Here is a 21,650-nt window from a genome sequence, read left to right as displayed (position 1 = left end):
CGAACTCGCGCAGGTCAAAGTCAGCTCCCTGGTCCTTGACGAATTGCTGCGCCGCCTCGTAGCCGTCCTTGACCGCCTGCGCGGCTTTGTCCGCCGCTTGCCGGCCCTGATCCATTGCGCTTCGAACGGTAGAATTTGCGGTTTCTTCCATGGTCATTCTGCTTACTCCTGAGCTCCCGGCTTGCTATGCATCGTTGTTGGTTTCGATCGACTCCAAGCGCGAAAAAATTTGGCGGGCACCGCGGAAGGGGGGAGTTTCCCGGATGCCCGCCGTTTCGCCCATCGCCTCGCGACGAATGCCGCTCGGCTGCTGGAAGAACGGCCGCGTATGAAGCGGCTGATTGGTTACTTGTCGAATTACATTCAATTTCATCTGCAGGCGATCGCCGATCACTTCAGCGCCGGCATTTTGAGTCCGGGAATAGGTCCAATCAACCCGAACGTTTGCAAAACCCAAATCAATAAAACCACGAACACGATGATGTTAAGTAAACTCTTAATAGACGCAGCCATCGGGATGTAGGTATTGATCAGCCACATCACCAACCCAACCACGACCAGGATCACTACAATTTGGACTAGCGTCACGCGCGATGCTCCTTGGCCGCTTTCGCGACTATCACGAACCTAATCTCTGCTGATGTTTAGGCTATCTCCGCCACGCCAATACGTCCATCAAACCGCCGTACCGCTTGGTTACACGGGTAACAGAACCCGGCGAATCCATTTGCTACCTGCTCCTCTTCAACCAAACCGTCAGAGACCGCCGCGGCCGACCAGCAGCCAGATCACCAGCACGACGAGAATGATCGGTACAAGACCTCCGGTGGGACCGTAGTTACTATAGCCATAGTAACCACCACCCCCGCCGAACAACAAAAGCAAAACTATGATTAATAGCAACATGGCATTCTCCTTCGTCTCCTATTCAACGAGTGCTTACGGCGTCGGATACATCGTGGTATCGGTGACATGAGTAGTAGGCGCGCAGCCGACCAGCCACACCCTTGCAATACCAATACAAATAGCCACTCTGGAAGTAGTTGTGTAATGCATTATTCAGATGCCTGTGTGATCACTACTCTCTTGCCGGTTGACTTACATCAGTATGTGCCACGACCGAGTTGAATTGCGTTATATGAAGAACCAAAGATCGCTTCGCGATGCTTGGCACGGGTGTTTCTTCGCTCGCCCGTAATGCATTTGATTCGCTTCGTTCAACATTATGCAGGCGGCGGGAGCCAACCGGTGAATACCAAGTCGGATTAGAGACATAGATGTGCTGTGGGGTACTTCCTTCGGCGAATGCAGATGGAATTGTCGTAGGTGTTGGTGGAGACTGACACTAGTCCCTAAAAGTGAACGTCGCCGCAAACGCATCCGATGCGGGAATGATGAAAGTAAAGTGGCGACGAAGTGTTAAGCGGAAGTACCAACGATTAGTCAATCGCAACCGACAAGGAGTATGCATCATGGTCTTATTCACGCATCCGGCCGTACGCGCAGCTAGCGCGGCGGCAACGCTACTGGGCGCCATCGTTCTCGCCAGCCCTGTGTTTGCGGCCTCAGGCGAAGCACTGGCGCAGGCTTCTTCACAGCAGGCGATGGCGTCGCCAGCGTCCGAATCCGCGGCGAGCGCGTCAACCGTCGAGACGCGTATTCGGGAGCTGCACAAAAAACTTCACATCACCGCTGCTCAGAAACCACAATGGGACAGCCTGGCTCAGGTGATGCGCGATAACGCGAAGGCGATGACCGACCTGCAGAAAGAGCGGGCCGCAGACGCGCAGTCGATGAGCGCCGTCGATGTGGTCAAATCCTATGCGTCGGTTGTTCAAGCGCACGAGGATGGAATGAAGAAATTCATCCCGCCGTTCGAGGCTCTCTACAACACGATGTCGGACACTCAGAAGAAGACCGCCGACTCGCTGTTCCGCAACCGTGAACGGGCCGCAGCCGCTAAACAGACCGCAGCGAACAAATGAAGCGGAAACCGATTCCGCGAGGTAGTGTTACTATGCAAGTATCGTCCAAGCCAAAAATTCAATTGCGCTCCAGGATAGGCAGGGTCGCGACGGCGGTCGCGTTTGCGCTCGTGATCTGCAGCTTCGGGGTCGGGCCGGCTCGCGCCGCCGACGCTCACCGCGGAGGCGGTGGCAATCGCGCCGCCGGCCATGGCGGTGATCGCGGCGGCTACCGCGGAGGCGGCTATGCGCCAACGGTGGTGGATAACTATTACGCGCCTGCGCCGGATTACTACGTGGCGCCAGAGCCGTATTACTATGGGGACGGGCCGGAATACGTCGCGCCGCCGCCCCAGGGCATCTCCCTCTTTTTCGGACTTTGATAGCAGGACCCTTTCATCGGTAGTGTCCTAATGTGAAATTAGGACACTACCTTTCCACAGCGAAGAGCGAGAAGTGCTATCGATCAGATGCGTTGAACTGCGCCGCGCAGCCTCGGCGAGAAGCCAGGGATCGGCATTGTGGCAACTGGTGACCGTCATCGCGAACTGATCCGCCAGTCGCCGTCGCCCAGCAGTTCGAGCATCTTGTGATGGTATCGGGACAACCTCTGGCGGTCGCCCACGCTCACCACGTTTATCTTGGCCGATGCGAGACAGTCGTAGAGGAACTCTTCGTTGCCCGCGTCCAGGGCGCTGGTAGCTTCATCCAGAAATGCGTACTCGGGGTGATTGAATAGCAGCCGCGCAAAGGCGATTTGCTGTTGTTCGCCGAGCGAGAGAAGGTCGTCCCACTTGACCTCCGCGTCGAAGCCGCCAAGCCGCTCGGGCAAATCTTTGAGGTTGACCAGCTTGAGAATTGCCAGCAGTTCATCGTCGGTCACTTGGCCCGCGTGCGGATAGCAGAGCTGGTCGCGCAGTGAGCCGAGAATCATGTAAGGCCGCTGCGGCAGAAATATCATAGCGGAGAGCGCAGGCCGAATGATGCGCCCGCTACCCGAGCGCCACAGTCCGGCCACCGCCCGCAGCATCGAGGTCTTGCCAACCCCGCTTTCGCCGACAATCAACAGACCCTCACCGGCGGCGACTTCGAATGACATCGCGCGCGCCAGGGTCTTGCGGTTGTCCGGAGTTTTGAGCGTAAGCTGCTCGACTGCCAAGCGCGGTGCCTCGACGGTTTCGATTTGCGTCTCGATATCCGGATGTATCGCCTTGGCAGAAACGACCTCCGCCGTCGCTTGCGCAAGCTGCCCTTTTTCAGCCACCTCGAGGTATCCGCCGAGCCGCCTGACCACCGCTGCAAAATTACTCAACGAATTGAATTGATCGATAATTATCGACAACGAGGTGCGCAGCGTGATGAATGCGCCGCTGGCCTGGGTGATCTTTCCGAACTCGATTTTGCCGGCGAAAAAAGCTGGCGCGAGAATGAAATAGGGCAGCAGCGGCAGCAGGAAATCGTATGCATAAGTGAAGAACGCCAGGTTCCTTTGCCACGAGATAAGCAGATTGAAGTTTTTTATCGCTGCGTGCAGACGCTCCAGCAACTCGCCTTGTTCGCGCCGTTCGCCGCCGTAAAGCGCGATCGCTTCCGCGTTATCCCTCAAGCCCACCAGGGCGTAACGAAAATCCGCCTCGCGCCGCCGCTGTGCGAAATTAATTCCGATTAGCGGCCGGCCGATAACGATGGTCAGGAGCGAGCCCCCGCCTATGCAAACTGCAAGCACACCGACCAGCATCGGGGAGATCAGCCATAGCACGACCAGAAATGACGCGGCGGTAACCAGTCCCTGCAAAACCTGCATCACAAACCCCACCGTGAAGTTGGCGAAGGTTAGGAGATCCTCACTCACTCTCTGGTCGGGATTGTCGATGCTCGGGTCGGAGCTGATTCGGTAAAAGGCGCGATCGTGGAAGCTCTTCCCCAGGAACTCCTCGGTCAGCCACTGCCGCCAGTTGATCATCAATCTTGCGGCCACGTATGCGTCGAGGGCGACGATCGGCGCCGCCACCACGTTGTAGATGATTACGAGCAGTATCTTATGAGAAAAAACTGGCGCGTTTCTCTCCGCCAGCGCCGTCATCAGGTCGCGGTTTACGTAGCTGAACACGACGTTGCCGGCCTTGATGGAACCGCTCAAAAGAATGGTGAGGGCTAACAATCCGTACGCGACAAATTTTTGGTCGGATACCCAGTAGGGCTTCGCCAGCCGCCATAGCCTGCTCCAAAACAACCGGTCGAATCTGTTCATCGTTCTCCCTCTGGGAGCTGCATATACCTGCCCACGCCGCTGCGCGGCACTTCGCCCGGGACTGCGCTACTTTTGATCGGCCGAAAAGCTCCGAGTGAAGCCGTTCCTGCTGGTTGCGCTCACTTGCCTCCGCTGCCGCTGATTCGGGCTAGGTCGCTGTCGGCACAGGACTCTCGATTATCAATCATGGCGATCAAATCGGTGAGGCGCTTCTCCTGCTGCTGACTGGTGGAGCAAAGCGCATATCCATTTAGTAACCCGCTCGGTTTGCTTAGGTAGCGGCCAGCCTGGTTTCTACCCGCTGGTTCAAATCCACTGCTTGCGAACCAGCCATACCTTAACCAGCTGAGTCAGCACGACATACAACAACAGCGTCAGCAGCAACAGCGGCCAGTAGTGGAATGGAAGAGGCACCAGGCCGAGCCACGGCCCTATCGGCGAAGACGGTAGCCATACCCCGACTAACATTATTGCTGCGGAAGTCATGATCAGCTGCCAACTGGCGCGGCTCTGGATGAACGGCACCTTATTCGTTCGGATGACGTGGATAATCAGGGTCTGAGTTAGCAGTGACTCAACGAACCATCCTGTCTGAAACAAAGCCGCCGCATAAGTTGAGTCCGGATTGGCAAGGCTCGCGTGGGCGAAACGGGCGGCCAACTCCGGTGGTGGCAGGAGCCCCAGATTGTTGCACTTAAAAATGAACCACATCATCAGATAGGTCGTATAGTCGAAAACCGAACTGCACGGCCCTATGAAGAGAATGAATCTGGCGATCTCGCCCATCGACCAAGGACGGGGCTTCTCGACTTGCTCGGGATCGACCTCATCCGTCGGGATCGGCACTTGTGAGAAATCGTAGAGCAGGTTGTTGGTCAGAATCTTGATCGGCGACATTGGCAAATACGGCAACCAGAGGCTCGCGCCGAGCACGCTGAACATGTTTCCAAAGTTCGAGCTGGCGCCCATCCGGATATATTTGAGAATGTTGGCGAAGACCTTGCGCCCCTCGATTACTCCTTCTTCGAGCACCAGCAGGCTCTTTTCCAGCAAAATTGCATCCGCGGCCTCCTTGGCGATGTCCACCGCCGTATCCACCGAAATGCCCACGTCAGCGACACGCAGCGCCGGCGCATCGTTGATGCCATCGCCCACAAACCCGACCACCCGTCCTGCGCTCTGCAGCGCCTTTATGATTCGCCGCTTATCGAACGGCGAGAGGCGAACAAACAAGATGGTGCTTTCCGCCGCGGACGCCAACTCAGCATCGTTCATGTTCTCGATCGCTGCGCCCGTCAGCACGTGGTCAATATGGAGCCCGACTTCACCGCATATCTTCCGTGATACCAGTTCATTGTCACCGGTTAGGACTTTGATCGTGACGCCGTGCTTCTTCAGGGCCGCGATCGCCGGGGCCGCGGTATCTTTGGGTGGATCGAGGAATGCGATGTACCCTTTCAGGATCATCTTCTCCTCGTCCTCTTTGGTATAGATGGGCTTGGGCTCACAATCGCGATAGGCGATAGCCAGTACGCGGAAGCCGTCAGCCGATAACTTGTCGTATTCCTCCTTGAGATCTTCCAGGATGACTGGATCCATTGGATAGGTCTCACCCTCGAGCTCGAACTGCGTGCAGCGGCTGAAGACCGACTCCGGCGCTCCTTTGCAGATCAAACGATGAGCTCCTGCGGGATTGGCCACCACCACGGACATCATCTTACGGCTGAAGTCGAAAGGGAGCTCATCAACTTTGGAATACTCCGCAATCTTCAGATCCTCATGATGCCCGCCGTGCTGGAGGACGGCGCGGTCGAGGACGTTCTTCAGGCCGGTCTGGAAATGGCTGTTCAGGAACGCCAGTTCCAACACGCCTTCGTCTTCCTGCCGGACAACGTCGCAATGTTGCTCGAGTATGACGTGGTCCATTGTGAGCGTGCCGGTCTTGTCGGTGCACAGCACATCCATCGCGCCCAGGTTCTGGATCGAGTTGAGCCGCTTGACGATCACCTTCTTGCGCGACATCAGCATCGCGCCTTTGGACAGACACACGCTGACGATCATTGGGAGCATTTCGGGGGTGAGGCCGACCGCGACGGCAAGTGCGAACAGAAAAGCTTCGCCCCATCGATGCTTGCTGAAGCCATTGATCAGGAAGACCAGCGGCACCATCACCGCCATGAAGCGGATCATCAGCCAGGTGAATCCTGAAATGCCCCTATCGAAGCTGGTCGGCGGTGGCGCCTGCGTGATCGCGCTGGACATGGTGCCGAGGTAGGTCTTCAGGCCGGTCTCTATGACTACGGCGGTAGCCGTACCGCTCTCGACGCTGGTGCCCAGGAAACACACGTTCTTGAGTTCCAGTGGCGACTTCTTATCGGACGGCTCGGGAAGATCGAACTTCTCAACCGGAAACGATTCGCCGGTCAAGCTGGCTTGAATGAGGAAGAGGTCCTTGCACGACAGGACGCGGATGTCAGCCGGAATCATGTCGCCCGCGGAAAGCCTTATGACATCGCCGGGAACCAGTTCCGCGAGCGGAATCTCGCGCGCGCTACCCGCCCGCACCACGGTTGCGGTGACCCGGATCATCGCCTTGAGCTTCGCGGCGGCAGTGTCCGCGCGCGCTTCCTGGATGAACCGCAGAGAAACTCCCAGCACCACCATAACAACCATCAAGCCGCCGCCGACCAGGTCGGATGCGCTCTCGGCTGTTGCGAAAGAGATCACTGCAAGAACTACCAGCAGGATCACCAGGGGATTCAGACAAGCTCTTAACAGCAGTGTTAGCCGTGTGAACCTGCGCTCACGAGCTACAACGTTCGGGCCGAACACTTCGATCCGGTGGGTAGCCTCCTCTTCGGACAGCCCGTCCGGGCCGCTCTGAAGTTCGGCAAGCGCCTGATCCGCCGGGAGCGAGGCCATTGTGGACAGCCTGGGCGAAAACTCGGCCAAACCCTTGTCGCGCTTGGCGGCTGGGGTGATGTCTTTCGGCAGAACCGAGCTCGGAAAAGTGGTCATGGCTATCTCCGGGAAAGCCGTTCGAGTGTTACGCTAAGTCAAATTCACTCATTACAATTCCCAGTGGAGTCTTCCGCCGAAGACGGACACCGGTCCGCGATCGCGATTGAATGCCGGGTTGCTGATGAACTGGTAATCCACGGCCCCATGGACAGTCTTCCAGATTGGAAAATCATAATAGGTTTCCACAACTTTCTCGCTGCCGTAAGTCAGCGCGCCGTCGCCGGCAAGTATGCCCAAGCCACCTGCGTTCAGGAATTGTTGGTTCGAGCGCGAAGCGCCGCTCACGATGCCGGCAAGACCAAAGGTGTCTCCCGGCCGCTGCCACTGTTTGCCTTTGACGCTGACCCCCAGTGATGCCGTCCAGTTATCATCGGCGTACGTCCACGCCTGTTCGTGGCCGTCATTCCAGCCCAGGCGCGAAAACAGGCCGACGTTCTCGGTAACTTCCTGCTCCCAGTTCAACCCAACACCGTACTTGTAGCGATAGCCTTGCGCCGCTGAGATGTCCGCTCCCGGACCATTGGCCAGCAGAATGGCAGTCGCCGCATGGTTACTGGCCATACGAGCTTCATTGAGCCAGGGCATAAGCCGAATCGCCCCGGAATGAGCGTTGACGGTGTAACGGCGCTCAAATTCCACCATCATTCCCCAATCGTGCAAAAACGGGCCATAGGCGGCAGGTGGGACAATGCCTCCGTTGGGACGCCACAGGAGAAACCGGTCGTCGCCTGTCAAACTATTCGCGACGTCCGGCATCTGGTAAAATCCGTAACGCAAAGTCCATTTCGGCTGATTTAATTCCACCGCCATTCCGGTGGTGTATCCGACGCTATCCGCCGGGTAATCCCATGCGAGGTTGCCCACCATCGCCCAATTCATAAACTGGGTGTGCGGGTCTTGCGCGTAGGTGTTGTGATCGAAAATGTCCAGCGGGCTGAGCCGGCCGATGGTGAAGGTCAGCCGCGAAATGTCCTCTTTGCCCGCAAGCGTGAGTTGGCCGTCAGGCACCTCCTCCTGTTCGCCACCCAAGCCGATGGTTTGACGAATAAACGCCCGCGCAAACATTAAGTAGGGAAGCTCGGTGCCGACTTTGTAGGCGTCAGCGTTGGGAAAATCCTCGATGCCGAACGTTTTGCTCAGGCCGAAGCCCTGCCACACCAGTCCGTCCACGTGGAACTCGGCGCCGCGCCATAACCGCACGCCGGCAAACAAGTCCAGCGTACCTGTTTCCTGAACCTGGTGCTTGTTATTCAGGCTTTGTGGACCGGAGTACTTGGCTGAAAAACCCGGGTCGCTCTGCACAATGTCGGTGTTCTGAACGTGCCAGTTCCAAATCTGGTCTGGCCCATTTGCCCCCTTCTCAGTGGCGCTTGATGTCGGTTGCGTCGCCGGAATTGCCGCCGCACCCGGCGCCGCGGTCGAAGATGCGTTGGTGGTCGGATCGGGGCCGGCAGCGAGAGCCGCACGGCCGCAGGCAAAGAAGACTGTGACCACGATGATGGCAACGCTTATCGCCGGCGTTGCACCGAGAAGCAAATCGATAGTTAGAGCGGGAATTTTCCTTGGGCTGCTATAGGAAGAAGCCTCCCCTTCGAGGTACGGGACTGCGACGGGATGGTTACGGATAGCTGCGGCTAGCTTCGACATCTTCCGGCCCCTGTGGCCGGGGTGTCGTCGCTACAACGATAACTCGGTCAGGCTGAAATTTCTAAAAATACATAAAGCAGAAAAAACCTATCTGTGTGGTTGCCCCCTGTCAAGAAAAAAATATGTCGAGCTATCGACGGCAACGTCTTATCCCCGACGCCGCGGCTGGGAGCAAATCGATAGCTAGAGCGAGAATCAATCTCATTGTCGGCGATCGCGTCACCATGACGGCGGGCTATCTCCGGGCCATCGAAACTTTCAATGGATACGCGTGAATCATTCATCCGCAGAAGTAGACGGCATCTCCAGGCAGGTCGGAGCCAGGCCCGAGCCGGTGGCGCAACGCGCTTGACCAAGAGCTCCCCCCGGAGATAAAGTGAGTACTCACTAACCAAGTGCGGGCGAACCTGAGGCCCGCCGGGAGGACGTCGATGGATTTCAACTATAGCCCCGAGGACGAAGCGTTTCGACTCGAGTTCCGCAACTGGCTCCAGGCAAATGCGCCCAAGGAACAGGAGGGCGGGGACCAGTGGCAACAGCGCCTGGCATGGCATCGTAAGATGCACGCCGCCCGATGGGTCGGAATCGGATGGCCCAGGGAGTACGGCGGCCGGGCTGCCACGTTCACTCAGCAGCTTATCTACAACGAGGAACTCGCCAAACTCAATTCGCCGCTGCTGGTCAACGGCCTCGGCATCACCCTGGTCGGTCCAACGCTGATGCACTGGGGCACCGAGGAACAGAAGAAGCGGTACGTGGCGAAGATCCTTTCGGCCGACGAAATCTGGTGCCAGGGCTACTCCGAGCCCAACGCAGGCTCCGATGTCGCCGCGCTGCAGACCCGTGCCGTCGAGGAGGGCGATTACTTCATCATCAACGGCCAGAAGGTCTGGACCATCGACGTGCATCGCGCCGACTGGTGCATCCTGCTTGCGCGAACCGACCCCGAGGCCCCCAAGCACAAGGGCATCAGTTATATCCTGGTCGACATGCACAGCCCGGGAGTGACCACCCGGCCGCTGGTGCAGATAACCGGCGACGCGAACTTCAATGAAGTGTTCTTCGAGGACGTCAAGGTGCCCAGGCAGAACCTCGTGGGCGAGAAGAACCATGGATGGCAGGTCGCGGTCACCACTCTGATGTTCGAGCGTTCAGGTCTTTTCAATGGGGGCGAGAGACTTGATACGGTCAGAGACCTGGTGAAGCTGGCCAAGATGGTCCAGCGCCACGGCAAGTGCGCATGGGAAGACTCCGGCGTGCGCGAGAGAATCGCGCAATTTGCCTGCGAGGGTACCGCACTGTTATACACTGGCCTGCGCCAGCTGACCCGCAGGCTCAAGGGATTACCGCCGGGACCTGAGGGTTCAGTCATCAAACTCGCGAACAGCGAACTCAACCTGCGGATGAATAGTTTCGCGATGGAACTCCTGGGAGCCTACGGACCGCTCGAATCCGACGCACCCCACTCGATCGACCGGGGACGGTGGTCATATAGGATGCTGGCGTCGCGCGCACTCACGATTGCCGGCGGCACCAGTGAAATTCAGCGCAACATCATTGGCGAACGCGTGCTCGGGCTTCCCAAAGGCTAACCGATTGGCCTGCCAGGGACATAGTCAGCCAGTGAGGCTCGATGGCTGACGGTCGGTCACGCGCGACCCGCGCCGTACGGACTCGCCTCCCGGCCGGGGAGCGTGAGCTTCAGATCCTCCGCGCCGCGACCAAGGTCTTCGCGCGCTCCAACTATCGCGTGGCGGGCACCGCGGATATCGCTCTCGAGGCAGGAATCGCCGAGCCCACCATCTACAAGTACTTCCCCAGCAAGAAAGCGCTCTTCGTCAGGATCCTCAAGCGGATAGGAGAACGAATCCTCGAGGTCTGGCAGGATGCGGCTGCGGTCGATAGCGGGAACAGCCTGTCGGCGTTGAGACGGATGGGTCGTGTGTACCTGGAAAACCTGGGAACCCATTCTGATGAGCTCAAGATCCAATTCCAGGCACTGGCCGAGTCCGACGATCCGGACATCACGCGCCAATTGCGGGAGAATCACAAGGCCTACGTCCGCTTCTTTGCGGCGCTGATCCATCGCGGGCAGTTGCAGGGTGTGGTGCGGGCCGATGTGAACCCATACTCATCGGGATGGTTTCTCAACGGCTTCGGCTTCACTCTCACACTCGTCCAACTGTTGGGTTTCGATCAACGGATAGGCAAGCGGCAAGTAAGGCAGATGATCGATGCCTATCTGGATTGGCTAGCCGTCGTCGGCAGGGGTGAGCACGGCTGAGCCCTGCACCCAGTATTAAGGCTACCCGCAGTTGCCGGGTCGCTGTGCGATAGTCCGCGGCTAGGCGGCGGCCGGCGCGCGGGCGAGCTCGAACGCGCCGAGTTCGAGGCCGTCGTTCGAGCGCAGCACTATTTTGGTCGAGAGCCGCTGCTCCAGCGTCTCGAGATCCTTCGCCCCATGATCGTAGAGGTAGCGCGCGACTTCGGGATTGAGCTTGACGATCAGCATATCGCCCGCGGACTTGGATACGGCCTCGCGCTGAATCCCGCGCAGCACTTCGGCGGCGAGAGTCGGCACCGATTTGACGACGCGCCGCCCGTCGCATCGCGGGCACGTGTCGGTCAGCAATTTTTCGAGGCTCTCGCGCGTGCGTTTGCGCGTCATCTGCACGAGCCCCAGTTCGGAAATCTTGAGCGCCGAGGTCCGCGCCTTGTCGCGCTTGAGCGCAAGCGCCAGCGCGTCGCTGACCTTCTTGCGATCGGCCTCGCGATCCATGTCGATGAAATCGACGATGATGATTCCGCCGATGTTGCGCAGCCTCAGTTGGTTTACTACTTCCTCTACTGCTTCGAGGTTGGTCTTGAAGATGGTGTCGTCCTGGCTGCGCTTGCCGACGAAGCGGCCGGTATTCACATCGATTGCGGTCAGCGCTTCAGCTTGATCGAAAACCAGGTAGCCACCCGACTTCAGCCAGACCTTGCGGTCCAGCGCGCGCTCGATCTGCGGTTCTATGTTAAACCGATCGAACAGCGGCGTGGCCCCGTCATGCAGCGTCACGCGCGCCCGCAGCCGCGGCATATAGTTCTGCACGAATTGCACGATCCGGCTGTAGGTAGTCGGATCGTCGCACCATAGCCGGTCCACCTCGCTGGAAAAGAGGTCGCGCACGATTCTCAGCGCCACGTCGAGATCGCTGTAAAGTATCGACGCGGGCGGCATGCTCTCGTTCTTGCGCAGAATCGAGCTCCACAGCTTGGTCAGAAAGCCGACGTCGCGCTGGATTTCGCGCCGGCTGACGCCCTCGCACGCGGTCCGCACGATGAAACCGCCCTGCGGCGGCCTGAGTTCTCCCACGTCAGCGCGCAGTCGCGCGCGCTCCTCGGCGCTCGCGATTCGCCGTGACACTCCGATGTGATTGCTGGCCGGCGTGTAAACGAGATGGCGACCGGGCAGCGAAATCGACGACGTCAGCCGCGCGCCCTTGGTGCCCATCGGTTCCTTGGCGATCTGAACCATTATGTCCTGGCCGCGACGCAACTGCTGTTCGATAGGAAGCCGCGAGCGCTGCGGCGCCTGGCTGCGGCGGCCTCGGCCGCGCCGCCGTCCGCGCGATGGCCGCGCGGCCGCGCTTTCATCGCCGTTGCCGCTGGTGGCGGCTTCGTCAGCCGGGTTCATCTCCGCATCGGCAAACTCGTTGTCACCAAACGGCTCGGTCTCGACGTCTTCTTCGCCGATCACTTCCGCCACGGTGTTGAGCGCGGAGACTCCGTCGTAAAAATCCGAGACGTGCAGGAAGCCCGCCTTCTCCAGGCCGATATCGACGAACGCAGCTTGCATCCCGGGCAGCACGCGGGTGACCTTGCCCTTATAGATGTTGCCCGCCAGCCCAACCTGGCGATTGCGCTCGAGGTAGAATTCGGCGAGTTCGTTATCCTCGAGCAGCGCCACCCGCACCTCCAGTGCGGACGCGTTAATTGCGATTTCTCGTTTCACAGATGGACTCTCTATTACGGCAAATACGGTGTGATTGGGTGTGGAAGAGCGATCGCCGGGAGCTGTCGCGCCGGCGTCGCGCGCGATGAAGAAAGCGCCCGCGTCCAGTGGGACATCGTTTTACCCTTTGCGTCGACAACTTGGTCACGATCATACGAGGCACGCCCGACCACCGCAAGCAAGCTTGATTAAACCATGAATAACGCGCTTTTAATCCACAGGTATCTTGACATGGTATCGGGGGGCCGATACTCGTCTTGTGATGTCTGCTGCGGCCGACATGGTTGCGCCCACCTTCCCGGGAACGGGCCTGCTCAACAGCAAGGTCCTCATTCTCAATCGTTCGTACCTCCCGGTTCACGTTACGTCGGTAAAACGCGCGTTTGCCCTGCTTTATCAGGGTGTTGCGAAGGCTGTCGACGAGCAGTACCACACCTTTGACTTCGACAGTTGGCGTGACTTGTCAATAGAAGTTCAACATGAGCGGCTGGGTATCGTAAACGGCTTCATCCGGGTGCCGCGGGTCCTTTTGCTGACGGCGTACGAGCGCGTGCCCAAGCGCCACGTGCGATTCTCGCGTTTCAACATTTTCGCCCGCGACGGCAACACCTGCCAGTATTGCCACAAGAAATTGCCGCGCACCGAGCTCAACCTGGACCACATCATTCCGCGCTCGCGTGGCGGGATGTCCACGTGGGAGAACATCGTATGCTCGTGCCATCACTGCAATCGCCGCAAGGGTGGCCGCACGCCCGACGAAGCCGGGATGCATCTGTTCCGCAGGCCGCGACGCCCCGAATGGACTCCGTTTTCGTCCGAGATGTTCAGCCTGCGGCGGTACCGGGAATGGATGCCGTACCTGTCGCAGGTCGATAGCGCTTACTGGAATACCGAGCTCATCCAGGATTAGCTTTCAGCTTTTTTAATGCTGGCCAGCCGAGCCAACGGCCAGGGGCCGCGCTCGCCAACGGCGGGCGGCCTTAACACTGAGTGCAGGGGTCACCCCTGCCGAAATCCACAATTTGCTGGGGGTACCTGTCCTGCGACACACGATATGTTGGGGGTGCTCTTGACCCTCCCGGCGTACTTTGGGATAAACTTTGGGAAGGTGGTGGTGCGGTGGAGGCGGAGGGAGCATGCGTCTTAAGAGCCTTGAATTATTAGGCTTCAAATCTTTTCTCGATTCGACGACGATCGGCTTCGCGCCGGGGGTGACGGCGGTGGTCGGTCCCAACGGATGCGGCAAATCGAACGTCGTCGATGCGATCCGATGGGTGCTCGGCGAGCAGGCGCCCACCCGGCTTCGCGGCAAGAGCGTCGAGGACCTCATTTACGCCGGCAACGAGTCGAATCCTGCGGCCGGAATGGCCGAGGTTTCTCTCGTGCTGGAGGCTGAAGAAGGCAGCCAGCTGCCCGAGCCGTATGCGGCGCTGAGCGAAGTTGCGGTGACGCGGCGCGCGTATCGCTCCGGCGAGTCGGAATATCTGCTCAACAAAATTCCGTGCCGGCTGAAGGACATCACCGAGTTCTTCATGGCGGCGCAGATTCACAGCCGCGGCTATTCGCTGGTCGAGCAGGGTCGAATCGAGGAAATTATCCAGGCCAAGCCGCACGAGCTGCGCACTCTGGTCGAGGAAGCTGCCGGCTTGTCGTTGTTCAAGGGCCGGCGCGAGATGAGCGAGCGCAAGCTCGAGCGCGTGAAGGAAAATCTCGCGCGCGTGGACGACGTACTGAGCGAAATCGAGCGTCAACTCAGCTTCGCACGCCGGCAAGCCAGGAAGGCCGAAACCTACAAGGTCGTCAAGGCCGAACTCGGCGAACTGGAACGTTACGCCGCGGCACGCCGGCTGATCGATCAGCGCGAAGAGCTGGCGATACAGACCGGCCGCGACGCGGAGTTGAAGAGCCGGCTCGACAGCGCCCGCGCCGGGACGATTGCGATCCGCGAGCAGGTCGACGCGGCCGCGTCGGCCGCGCAGTCGGCCCGCTCCGAGCTGGGCGGCGCTCAGCGCGAACTCGAGAATCTTCATTCCGGCGCCCAGGAGCGCGCTCGCACGCGCGGATTTCTGCAGCGGCGTCTCGACGCGACTTCGCAACTCGAAATCGATCTGCGTGCGCGTCTTATCGAACTGGAATCGAAGGCCACGCAGGCGCGCGCGAACCGCGCCGCGGCGGGCGCGATGCTCGCGCGCGAACTTGCAGCGGGCGGCGGCGACGCCGACGCTGCGCTCAAGGAAATCTCCCTCAAGCACGAAGCTGCCAATCGCGAACTCAAGCAGGCCGAGCGCCGCGGCGAGGAATGCAAGGACGACTTGTCCGACGTCGTTCGCGAGGCGGCGGTTATTCGGGGCCGGCTGGGCGATCTTGCCGGCGAGCGCGCGGAACTCGAAAAGCGTCTCGCCGCGACCACGGTCGAGACACCGGCGTTGGCAGCCGCGCTCGAGGCCGCGCGCGAATTGATACGCGCGGCGGAAGCGGACCTGGAAGCGTCGCGCGCGGCGGCGGCCGAGTTCGAAGGGGCGCGGCGCGGGGCCGCGGAGCGCGAGATCGAGGCGCGCACGGCGCTCGATCATCTGACCGCGCGCGTCAATTCGCTGCGTGGCGTGCTGGGCGCGCGCGGCGAGCTTCAATCCAATCATTCTCCCAACGGCGTCGATTTGAGACTCCGCACGATCCTTGAATCGCTCAACGGCGATCGTCCCGCCGTCGATCCTTCGATCCTCAAACAGGTGATGCGCGCGCCGCTGGGGCTGGAGCCCGCTCTCAAAGCCGTGCTTGGCGATCAGATGGACGCGGTGATAGTCGAATCGCCCGATTTCGCGCTCCGCGCAATCGAGATCCTCAAAGAGAATCGCGCGGGCCGGATGGACTTCGTGCAGGAGCCCGGCGCCGCCGTCGCGGCGCATCCGGCGATCGAGGCGCCCGGTATCGCGGGACGGCTGGTCGAGATGCTCGAGTTCGAGCCGCGCGTCCGGCCGGTTGCCGAAGCGATGCTGGGTCATGTGATGCTGGCCGACGATCTGCGTTCCGCGCTGGCCGCATCAAACCTCAACGGTCACGGAACCGTTTTTGTAACGCGCGACGGCGACCTCGTGTGGCCCGGCCGAATGATCAGCGGCGGCAGCGCCGATGACAATCACGCGGCGGTGGACCTCGCCGCGATTGAAGCGGAAACGCGCGAACTGGCGCGCGCCGAAGAAGAACATCGCACGCGCGTCGGCCAATTCGCCGCGGTTCGCGCCGAGCGCGAGCGCGCGGACGCCGAGCTCGAGCAGGGACGAAAGCTTGCGCGCGAAGCAGAACGAGTTGCCATCGAACGCCGCGGCGCACTGGCCCGCGCCGAACAATCGGTCGCGCTCGCGGAAGCTCACGGCGGCAATTCACGTCGCCGGCTGAGCGAACTCGCCGAACTCGTGATCACGTCGAACGCGCGCCTGGAAGAACTGGCGATGGCCGAGCAGGAGGCGCGTGCGCACCTCGGCGCGATAGCTGGCGAGATCGCGACGCGGCGCGCGGCGGCGGAAGAGATTGGCGCCGTGATGCTCGAAGCGGCCTCCAAGGTGGAGGCGCGCAAGTCGCGGCTCGGCGCGCTCGAAAGCGAGCTGGCGCATGCGCGGCGCGAGACGGACGATCTGGAAGCGCAATTCGACGAGCATCGCGCAACCCTGGAACGCTCGCACGTCGAACGCGCCGAGTTCGAGCGCGAACTCGAGACGCTGTCGGCGCAGGATACCGCGGCGCGCTCCCGCGAAGGCGAACTCGAAGCGGAACTCTCGCGGCTGCGCGCCGATTGCGACGCATCCGAGCGTGCGCTGGAGGGACGCCGCGCTTACTACAAGAATGCACAAGAGGCACTGACGGCTCTGGAAGCCGAGGCGACAGAATGCGGCCTCAAGCGCGAACGTGCCCGCGCGCTCAGCGAAGAGTTGGCGCGCGCGTTTGTCGAGAAATTCGGCGCCGAGTTCGACGCGATGGCGGCCGAGATAGTTCCCGCGCTGGACGGCAGAGTTGCGGCGCATGACGACGCGCGGATCGTCGAGTTGCGCGCGAAGATGGAACGAATCGGCGAGGTGAATCTCGCCGCCGACAGCGAAGTCAAGGAACTCGAGGAGCGCGCCGGCGTGCTCGGCACGGAGCGCGCCGATCTGCGCAGTGCGCTCGACGATCTGACCAAAACCATCACGCATCTGAATCGCGAGGCGCGAAAACGTTTCGCCGAGACCTTCGAGGGCGCGGCGAAAAACTTTGCCGAGCTGTTCCCCAAACTGCTGCGCGGCGGCAAGGGCCGGCTCGAGTTGACCGACGACGGCGACGTGCTCGAGGCGGGAGTCAACGTGCTGGTGCAGCCGCCGGGCAAGAAGGTCAAGGAGATCGGGCTGCTCTCAGGCGGAGAGAAGGCGCTGTCCGCGATGGCGCTGATTTTCTCGCTGTTCCTGCTCAATCCCAGCCCGTTCTGCGTGATGGACGAAGTCGACGCTCCGCTGGACGAGTTCAGCCTTGCGGCCTTCACGACGCTGATGGCTGAGCTGAAGAATCGCTCGCAGTTTATCGTGATCACGCACAACCAGCGCACCATGCAGCGCGCCGATCAGATTCACGGCGTGACCATGGATCGTCCGGGCGTGTCGCGAATTATCTCGCTGCGAATCCCGCAAGCAGCGTAAGCAAACAGAAATGAAGCGGCGCTGCGATCATACGATCGCCGCGCCGCTTTTTTGCGGTCAAAATCTTGCCGCGGCTAGATCAAACTGTAGCCGCTGCCGGTGCGGCCGAATCCGATTCCGACCCCCTTTTCGATCAACCCATACTGCTTGAGCAGCGGCTGACTATACGTCACCAACCCGGTCACCTTGTCGAGCGGTTCGGTGGCGAGAATGAGCGCCGACTGCGCCATCCATTCGACCGGCTCGCCGCTGGGGTCTTCGGGTCCGGTGACCAGGTGATGATGAACCGTGCCCGGAGTCGCGACGACTTGCGACGGCGACACGCAAGTTACCGAGATTCCATCGTCGTAAACTTCTTCCGCGAGACCTTGCGTGAAGCGCTCGAGCGCGGCCTTTTCGGCGCCGTAGCATACCCCGCCGCGAAACACGGTCGCGTTCTTGTACGGTCCGCGGCCGGGTCCGATCGCCGCGCCTGACGAAATGTTGACGATCGATCCGGACTTGCGCGCGATCATGTCCTTGAGCACCAGTTGGCTCAGCATGAACGGTCCGTGAAGGTTGACCGCGAACGAGCGCATCCAGCGCTTGGGCGGGAAATCCTTGACCGGCATGAAGTAGGTCAACGCCGCGTTGTTCACCAGCACGTCAACTGGTCCATAGAGCTTGTGCGTTTCCGCGACCAGTTTCTCGCAGTCGGCTTCCGACGAGACGTCGCAGGTGACGGCGGATGCTTCGCCGCCCGTCTTCCTGATGCCGGCGACGGTGGTTTCGAGCGAGCCCTCCAGCGGATGCTCGCCCTCTTTGAGCGTGCGCGCGGAGCACACGACCTTGGCGCCCTCTTTGGCGAACAGTTCGGCGATCGCCTTGCCGATGCCACGGCTCGCGCCGGTTACGATTGCCACCTTGCCTTTGAGCTTGGCCATTTCCAGATGATCTCCCTTCGTGATCGAGGGTCCGCGTGATTTTGCGATTATCGTCGCGGCCGATATTTCTTATAGCCGTAACGACGCGCGCTCGGCCAGCAGCAGAGGGCAGGGGGGACGGCATGAAGGAAGAATCACCTGCGCGGTGGGCGGCAGGGGTCACCCCTGCCCGCGCGCGACAACGGAGCGCGGCCTTAACGGTGGGTGCAGGGGTCACCCCTGCCAGGGGTGACCCCTGCCGGTTTCGGAGCGGGAGCGCGACTGTTATTCTGGGCGCAGAAAAAAATTCCTCAGGATTATTTTTCCGGACGACGCATCGTGACTCCTCTCGACATCGCACTCATTCTGATTATCGCCGCCGGCGCCGGCTCGGGCCTGGTTTTCATTGGAGTCCTGATTCAGTGGAGCCTCCGCAAAGCGCGCCCGTCGCGTCCGTCCCGTCTGGAAGCCGAGCTGCCGCCGCCCGCCGAGCGCGCCGCCGAACCGGCGCCGCCCGAAATCGTCGAGCCGGAGGAGGCTCTGCCGGCGCAACACGTCGCGCCGCCTCCGGCGGTTCGTGAACCGGTCCGAATCGGGTTGGGACTGCGCAAAACGCGCGAAAACTTTCTGGCGCGCATCAGGGCCGCGCTGACCGGAAGCGCGAAGATCGACGACATATACGAAGGCCTCGAGGAAGCGCTGATCGCCGCCGACGTTGGCGTCGAGGCGAGCATGAAGATTGCCTCCGCGGTGCGCGCGAAGCTGGGCAATGACAATCGCCCCGACGCGATCCGCGACGCGCTCAAAGCCGAGATTGCCGCGATTATGATTTCCGCGGATCGCCAGCCCGCCGACTCGGGCGATGCGCCGCTGGTCATCATGCTGGTCGGCGTCAACGGTGTGGGCAAAACCACGACGGTCGCGAAACTTGCGGCCCGGTTCAAGGCCGAGCGCGGCAGCGTGATCGTTGCCGCGGCAGATACGTTTCGCGCGGCCGCAATCGAGCAGCTCGAGGTATGGTGCGATCGCGCCGGCGCCGACATCATCAAACAATCGCAAGGCTCGGATCCCGCGGCGGTTGCCTTCGATGCGGTCAGAGCGGCGGTCGCGCGCAAGGCGCGCACGGTCCTGATCGACACCGCCGGGCGCCTTCAAACCAAGGTCAACCTGATGGAGGAGCTGAAGAAAATTGCCCGCGTAATCGCGCGCGAGTTGCCCGGCGCCCCGCATGAGACGTGGCTCGTGCTCGATGCCAACACGGGTCAGAATGCGCTCAGCCAGGCGGCGATTTTTGGCGACGCAGTGCCGCTGACGGGAGTGGTGCTGGCCAAGCTCGACAGCACGGCGAAGGGCGGGGTGGTGGTCGCGGTCGCGGATCGGCTCAAAATTCCAGTGCGATTCGTGGGACTGGGCGAGGCGATCGAGGATTTGCGCGAGTTCGACGCGCGCGAGTTTGTTGACGCGCTGTTTGCAAGTGACGGCGCAGGAGAGCAGAGTGCCAGCGGCTCTTATGCAGCTTGACAGGTCAGTTAATCGAAAATTAAACTAAAGGTAGAAGATTCTTTCCCATGGCGACAGATGTATTAAAGCAATTAGACGAGCGAATTCAGGCTTCCGTGGCGCGTATTCAGCAACTGCGCAAGGAAAATGAGCAACTTGCTCAGAAACTCGCGGAAACCGAAAAACGCTATGCCGACGCCGCCGGCCAGGTGAAGCAGTTGAACGCCGAGCGTCAGCAGCATGAAAACGAGCGCAACGACGTGCGAAGCAGGATCGAAAAAATCCTCACCCGCTTCGACGGGATCGATCTCGGCTGAAGATGAAGGGCGTCAACGTCCAGATCATGGGACAAAGCCTGACGGTCGCCAGCGATGCCGGCGATGAGTGGGTCAAGTCCGTGGCCGAGACGGTGGACGAAAAGATCAAGGATATCCGCGCCGGGAGCCAGACGATCAATTCGGTGAACCTGGCAATTCTGGCTGCGTTAAATTTCGCCGATGAACTCGAACACCTGCGTCGGGAGTATCAGGAGCTGGTGAATCGAATCGCGGCGATGAATAAACGGCTGTCCGCGGCCATCGACGGCGAATGAGCATGAATCGTCGTGACGGCGCGTGGCATCCCAGAGGTGAGCGGTTTCGGACGGGGGCGGGAATTGTGGATCTCGAAAATGGCCTAATCGCGGTGCTTACCAGCATGAGGCCCGTGCAATATTTTTCAACCGCAACGAAGGCTTTCGCGATGGAACGTATCGCGGATACAGGCCGGCTGTCAGCCGGATCGAGAACGACAACGACAACGACAGGCGCGCGCCCCGACGGCGGCGCGGCGCAATCGAGTAGTTGAGCCCGCTCCCGCCATGGCAACGACTGTGGCGGACGAAAAGAAAAATCTACGCGCGATCATGATCGCGTGCCGCGATGCGCTCGCCGGCGAGCGCGCCGCTGCATGGTCGGAAATCATCGAGCGGCAACTGATCGCGAGCGAGTTCTACCGCGCCGCGTCCGCGATCGTCCTCTACCAGGCTCACCGCAACGAAGTCTCGACCGGCCGCATCCTGTCCGACGCGCTGGCTGCCGGCCGCGCCGTCTTCTATCCGCGGGTTGACGCGGCAGCGGGCACGATCGTCGCGCGCAGGATTCGCGATCGATCCGAACTCGCCCGCGGTGCGTATGGAATCCTCGAGCCGTCCGAGGCGGCCGAGCCTCTCGATAGCAAAAAGTTCGCGAAAATTCTCGTATGCGTTCCCGGCGTCGCCTTCGGACTCGAAGGCAGCCGACTGGGCCGTGGCGGGGGTCATTATGATCGTTTCATCGGCCAGATGCGCCGCGAAGCGATCAGCGTGGGACTCGCCTATTCATTCCAGCTGCTCGATCGAATTCCCGAAACGGGGCTCGACCGGCGGTTAAACATCATTGTGACCGAGTCCGCCGTTCATCGAGCCTGCGAAGCGCCACTGCCAGCTCGCGGAACGCGGACCAAGGAGGTAAACCCGGGTGGCTCTAATCACCGCAATCCTGGGATTCATAGTTGGTGGCGCGGTCTTTTTCATTTGGGGAATAACGAAACAGCGTAAGGACGCCGTTAACCTGCAGGCCGCGCGCGCTCAGGCCGAAGAAATAACCAAGGAGGCTCAAACCAGGAGCCAGCTAGTAGTCAAGGAGGCCGAACTCAAGGCAAAGGACATCGTGGTCGGCGCGAAAG

Annotated in this window: 18 protein-coding genes; 10 read left to right on the top strand and 8 right to left on the bottom strand. The window is 60.6% G+C overall.

Annotated features, from left to right (window positions below; all coding sequences use genetic code 11):
* Positions 1-184 precede the first annotated feature (184 nt).
* From ABSB13_RS12925 to ABSB13_RS12915, 3 genes are all read right to left on the bottom strand, one after another.
* On the bottom strand, positions 185-394 hold the full coding sequence (locus tag ABSB13_RS12925; RefSeq protein ID WP_428109122.1) for a hypothetical protein: 210 nt from the start codon (positions 392-394) through the stop codon (positions 185-187).
* On the bottom strand, positions 391-588 hold the full coding sequence (locus tag ABSB13_RS12920; protein WP_428109119.1) for a Thivi_2564 family membrane protein: 198 nt from the start codon (positions 586-588) through the stop codon (positions 391-393). The genes ABSB13_RS12925 and ABSB13_RS12920 overlap by 4 nt, the downstream gene beginning before the upstream one ends.
* Before the next feature lie 168 nt (positions 589-756).
* Positions 757-906 carry a DUF3309 family protein gene (locus ABSB13_RS12915; protein WP_428109117.1) on the bottom strand — a complete coding sequence of 50 codons (150 nt, stop codon included), beginning with the start codon at positions 904-906 and terminating at the stop codon, positions 757-759.
* 566 nt (positions 907-1,472) lie between these two features.
* Between ABSB13_RS12915 and ABSB13_RS12910 the strand changes: the two genes are divergently transcribed.
* On the top strand, positions 1,473-1,985 hold the full coding sequence (locus ABSB13_RS12910; protein ID WP_428109115.1) for a Spy/CpxP family protein refolding chaperone: 513 nt from the start codon (positions 1,473-1,475) through the stop codon (positions 1,983-1,985).
* 62 nt (positions 1,986-2,047) lie between these two features.
* Complete coding sequence (locus ABSB13_RS12905; RefSeq protein ID WP_428109112.1) at positions 2,048-2,347, top strand: hypothetical protein; 300 nt, start codon at positions 2,048-2,050, stop codon at positions 2,345-2,347.
* Between the two features lie 155 nt (positions 2,348-2,502).
* Here ABSB13_RS12905 and ABSB13_RS12900 read toward each other — a convergent pair whose 3' ends face one another.
* The 3 genes from ABSB13_RS12900 to ABSB13_RS12890 all read right to left on the bottom strand — a co-directional run bounded on the left by ABSB13_RS12900 (position 2,503) and on the right by ABSB13_RS12890 (position 8,883).
* Positions 2,503-4,215 (bottom strand): ABC transporter ATP-binding protein/permease, encoded by a 1,713-nt coding sequence (locus tag ABSB13_RS12900; RefSeq protein WP_428109110.1) that lies wholly within the window; start codon positions 4,213-4,215, stop codon positions 2,503-2,505.
* Between the two features lie 306 nt (positions 4,216-4,521).
* Positions 4,522-7,167: a magnesium-translocating P-type ATPase gene (gene mgtA, locus ABSB13_RS12895; protein WP_428109108.1), complete on the bottom strand. Its 2,646-nt coding sequence runs from the start codon at positions 7,165-7,167 to the stop codon at positions 4,522-4,524.
* A 117-nt stretch (positions 7,168-7,284) separates the two neighbouring features.
* Positions 7,285-8,883 (bottom strand): carbohydrate porin, encoded by a 1,599-nt coding sequence (locus tag ABSB13_RS12890; protein WP_428109106.1) that lies wholly within the window; start codon positions 8,881-8,883, stop codon positions 7,285-7,287.
* Positions 8,884-9,314: 431 nt separating this feature from the next.
* Between ABSB13_RS12890 and ABSB13_RS12885 the strand changes: the two genes are divergently transcribed.
* On the top strand, positions 9,315-10,475 hold the full coding sequence (locus ABSB13_RS12885) for an acyl-CoA dehydrogenase family protein (RefSeq protein ID WP_428109103.1): 1,161 nt from the start codon (positions 9,315-9,317) through the stop codon (positions 10,473-10,475).
* A gap of 41 nt (positions 10,476-10,516) precedes the next feature.
* Entirely contained in the window at positions 10,517-11,167 is a 651-nt protein-coding gene (locus ABSB13_RS12880) for a TetR/AcrR family transcriptional regulator (protein WP_428109100.1), read from the top strand.
* Positions 11,168-11,227: 60 nt separating this feature from the next.
* Here the strand turns inward: ABSB13_RS12880 and ABSB13_RS12875 are convergent, their stop codons facing one another.
* Complete coding sequence (locus ABSB13_RS12875; protein ID WP_428109098.1) at positions 11,228-12,880, bottom strand: Rne/Rng family ribonuclease; 1,653 nt, start codon at positions 12,878-12,880, stop codon at positions 11,228-11,230.
* Positions 12,881-13,190: 310 nt separating this feature from the next.
* Here ABSB13_RS12875 and ABSB13_RS12870 point away from each other — a divergent pair, with 310 nt between their 5' ends.
* Both ABSB13_RS12870 and smc read left to right on the top strand, forming a co-directional pair.
* Positions 13,191-13,790, top strand: coding sequence for an HNH endonuclease (locus ABSB13_RS12870; protein WP_424673145.1), 600 nt, complete (start codon positions 13,191-13,193; stop codon positions 13,788-13,790).
* A gap of 226 nt (positions 13,791-14,016) precedes the next feature.
* Positions 14,017-17,544, top strand: a complete 3,528-nt coding sequence (gene smc / locus ABSB13_RS12865; RefSeq protein WP_428109095.1) for a chromosome segregation protein SMC — start codon at positions 14,017-14,019, stop codon at positions 17,542-17,544.
* A 74-nt stretch (positions 17,545-17,618) separates the two neighbouring features.
* Here smc and ABSB13_RS12860 read toward each other — a convergent pair whose 3' ends face one another.
* A complete protein-coding gene (locus ABSB13_RS12860) occupies positions 17,619-18,467 on the bottom strand; it encodes an SDR family NAD(P)-dependent oxidoreductase (protein ID WP_428109093.1) in 849 nt (282 codons plus the stop codon).
* Positions 18,468-18,785: 318 nt separating this feature from the next.
* Here ABSB13_RS12860 and ftsY point away from each other — a divergent pair, with 318 nt between their 5' ends.
* The 4 genes from ftsY to ABSB13_RS12840 all read left to right on the top strand — a co-directional run bounded on the left by ftsY (position 18,786) and on the right by ABSB13_RS12840 (position 21,522).
* Positions 18,786-19,967: a signal recognition particle-docking protein FtsY gene (gene ftsY / locus ABSB13_RS12855; RefSeq protein WP_428109091.1), complete on the top strand. Its 1,182-nt coding sequence runs from the start codon at positions 18,786-18,788 to the stop codon at positions 19,965-19,967.
* Positions 19,968-20,014: 47 nt separating this feature from the next.
* Complete coding sequence (locus ABSB13_RS12850; protein WP_331961640.1) at positions 20,015-20,263, top strand: cell division protein ZapB; 249 nt, start codon at positions 20,015-20,017, stop codon at positions 20,261-20,263.
* A gap of 2 nt (positions 20,264-20,265) precedes the next feature.
* On the top strand, positions 20,266-20,538 hold the full coding sequence (locus ABSB13_RS12845) for a cell division protein ZapA (protein WP_424673131.1): 273 nt from the start codon (positions 20,266-20,268) through the stop codon (positions 20,536-20,538).
* Positions 20,539-20,805: 267 nt separating this feature from the next.
* Positions 20,806-21,522 carry a 5-formyltetrahydrofolate cyclo-ligase gene (locus tag ABSB13_RS12840; RefSeq protein WP_428109087.1) on the top strand — a complete coding sequence of 239 codons (717 nt, stop codon included), beginning with the start codon at positions 20,806-20,808 and terminating at the stop codon, positions 21,520-21,522.
* The last annotated feature ends 128 nt before the right edge of the window (positions 21,523-21,650 follow it).

Origin of the sequence: Binatus sp. (SeqCode), from assembly GCF_050013435.1 — a bacterium.
In the GTDB taxonomy this organism is placed as follows: domain Bacteria; phylum Desulfobacterota; class Binatia; order Binatales; family Binataceae; genus Binatus.
The sequence above is the reverse complement of the archived record's forward strand: the minus strand, read 5'-3'. Positions and strand labels throughout refer to the sequence as shown.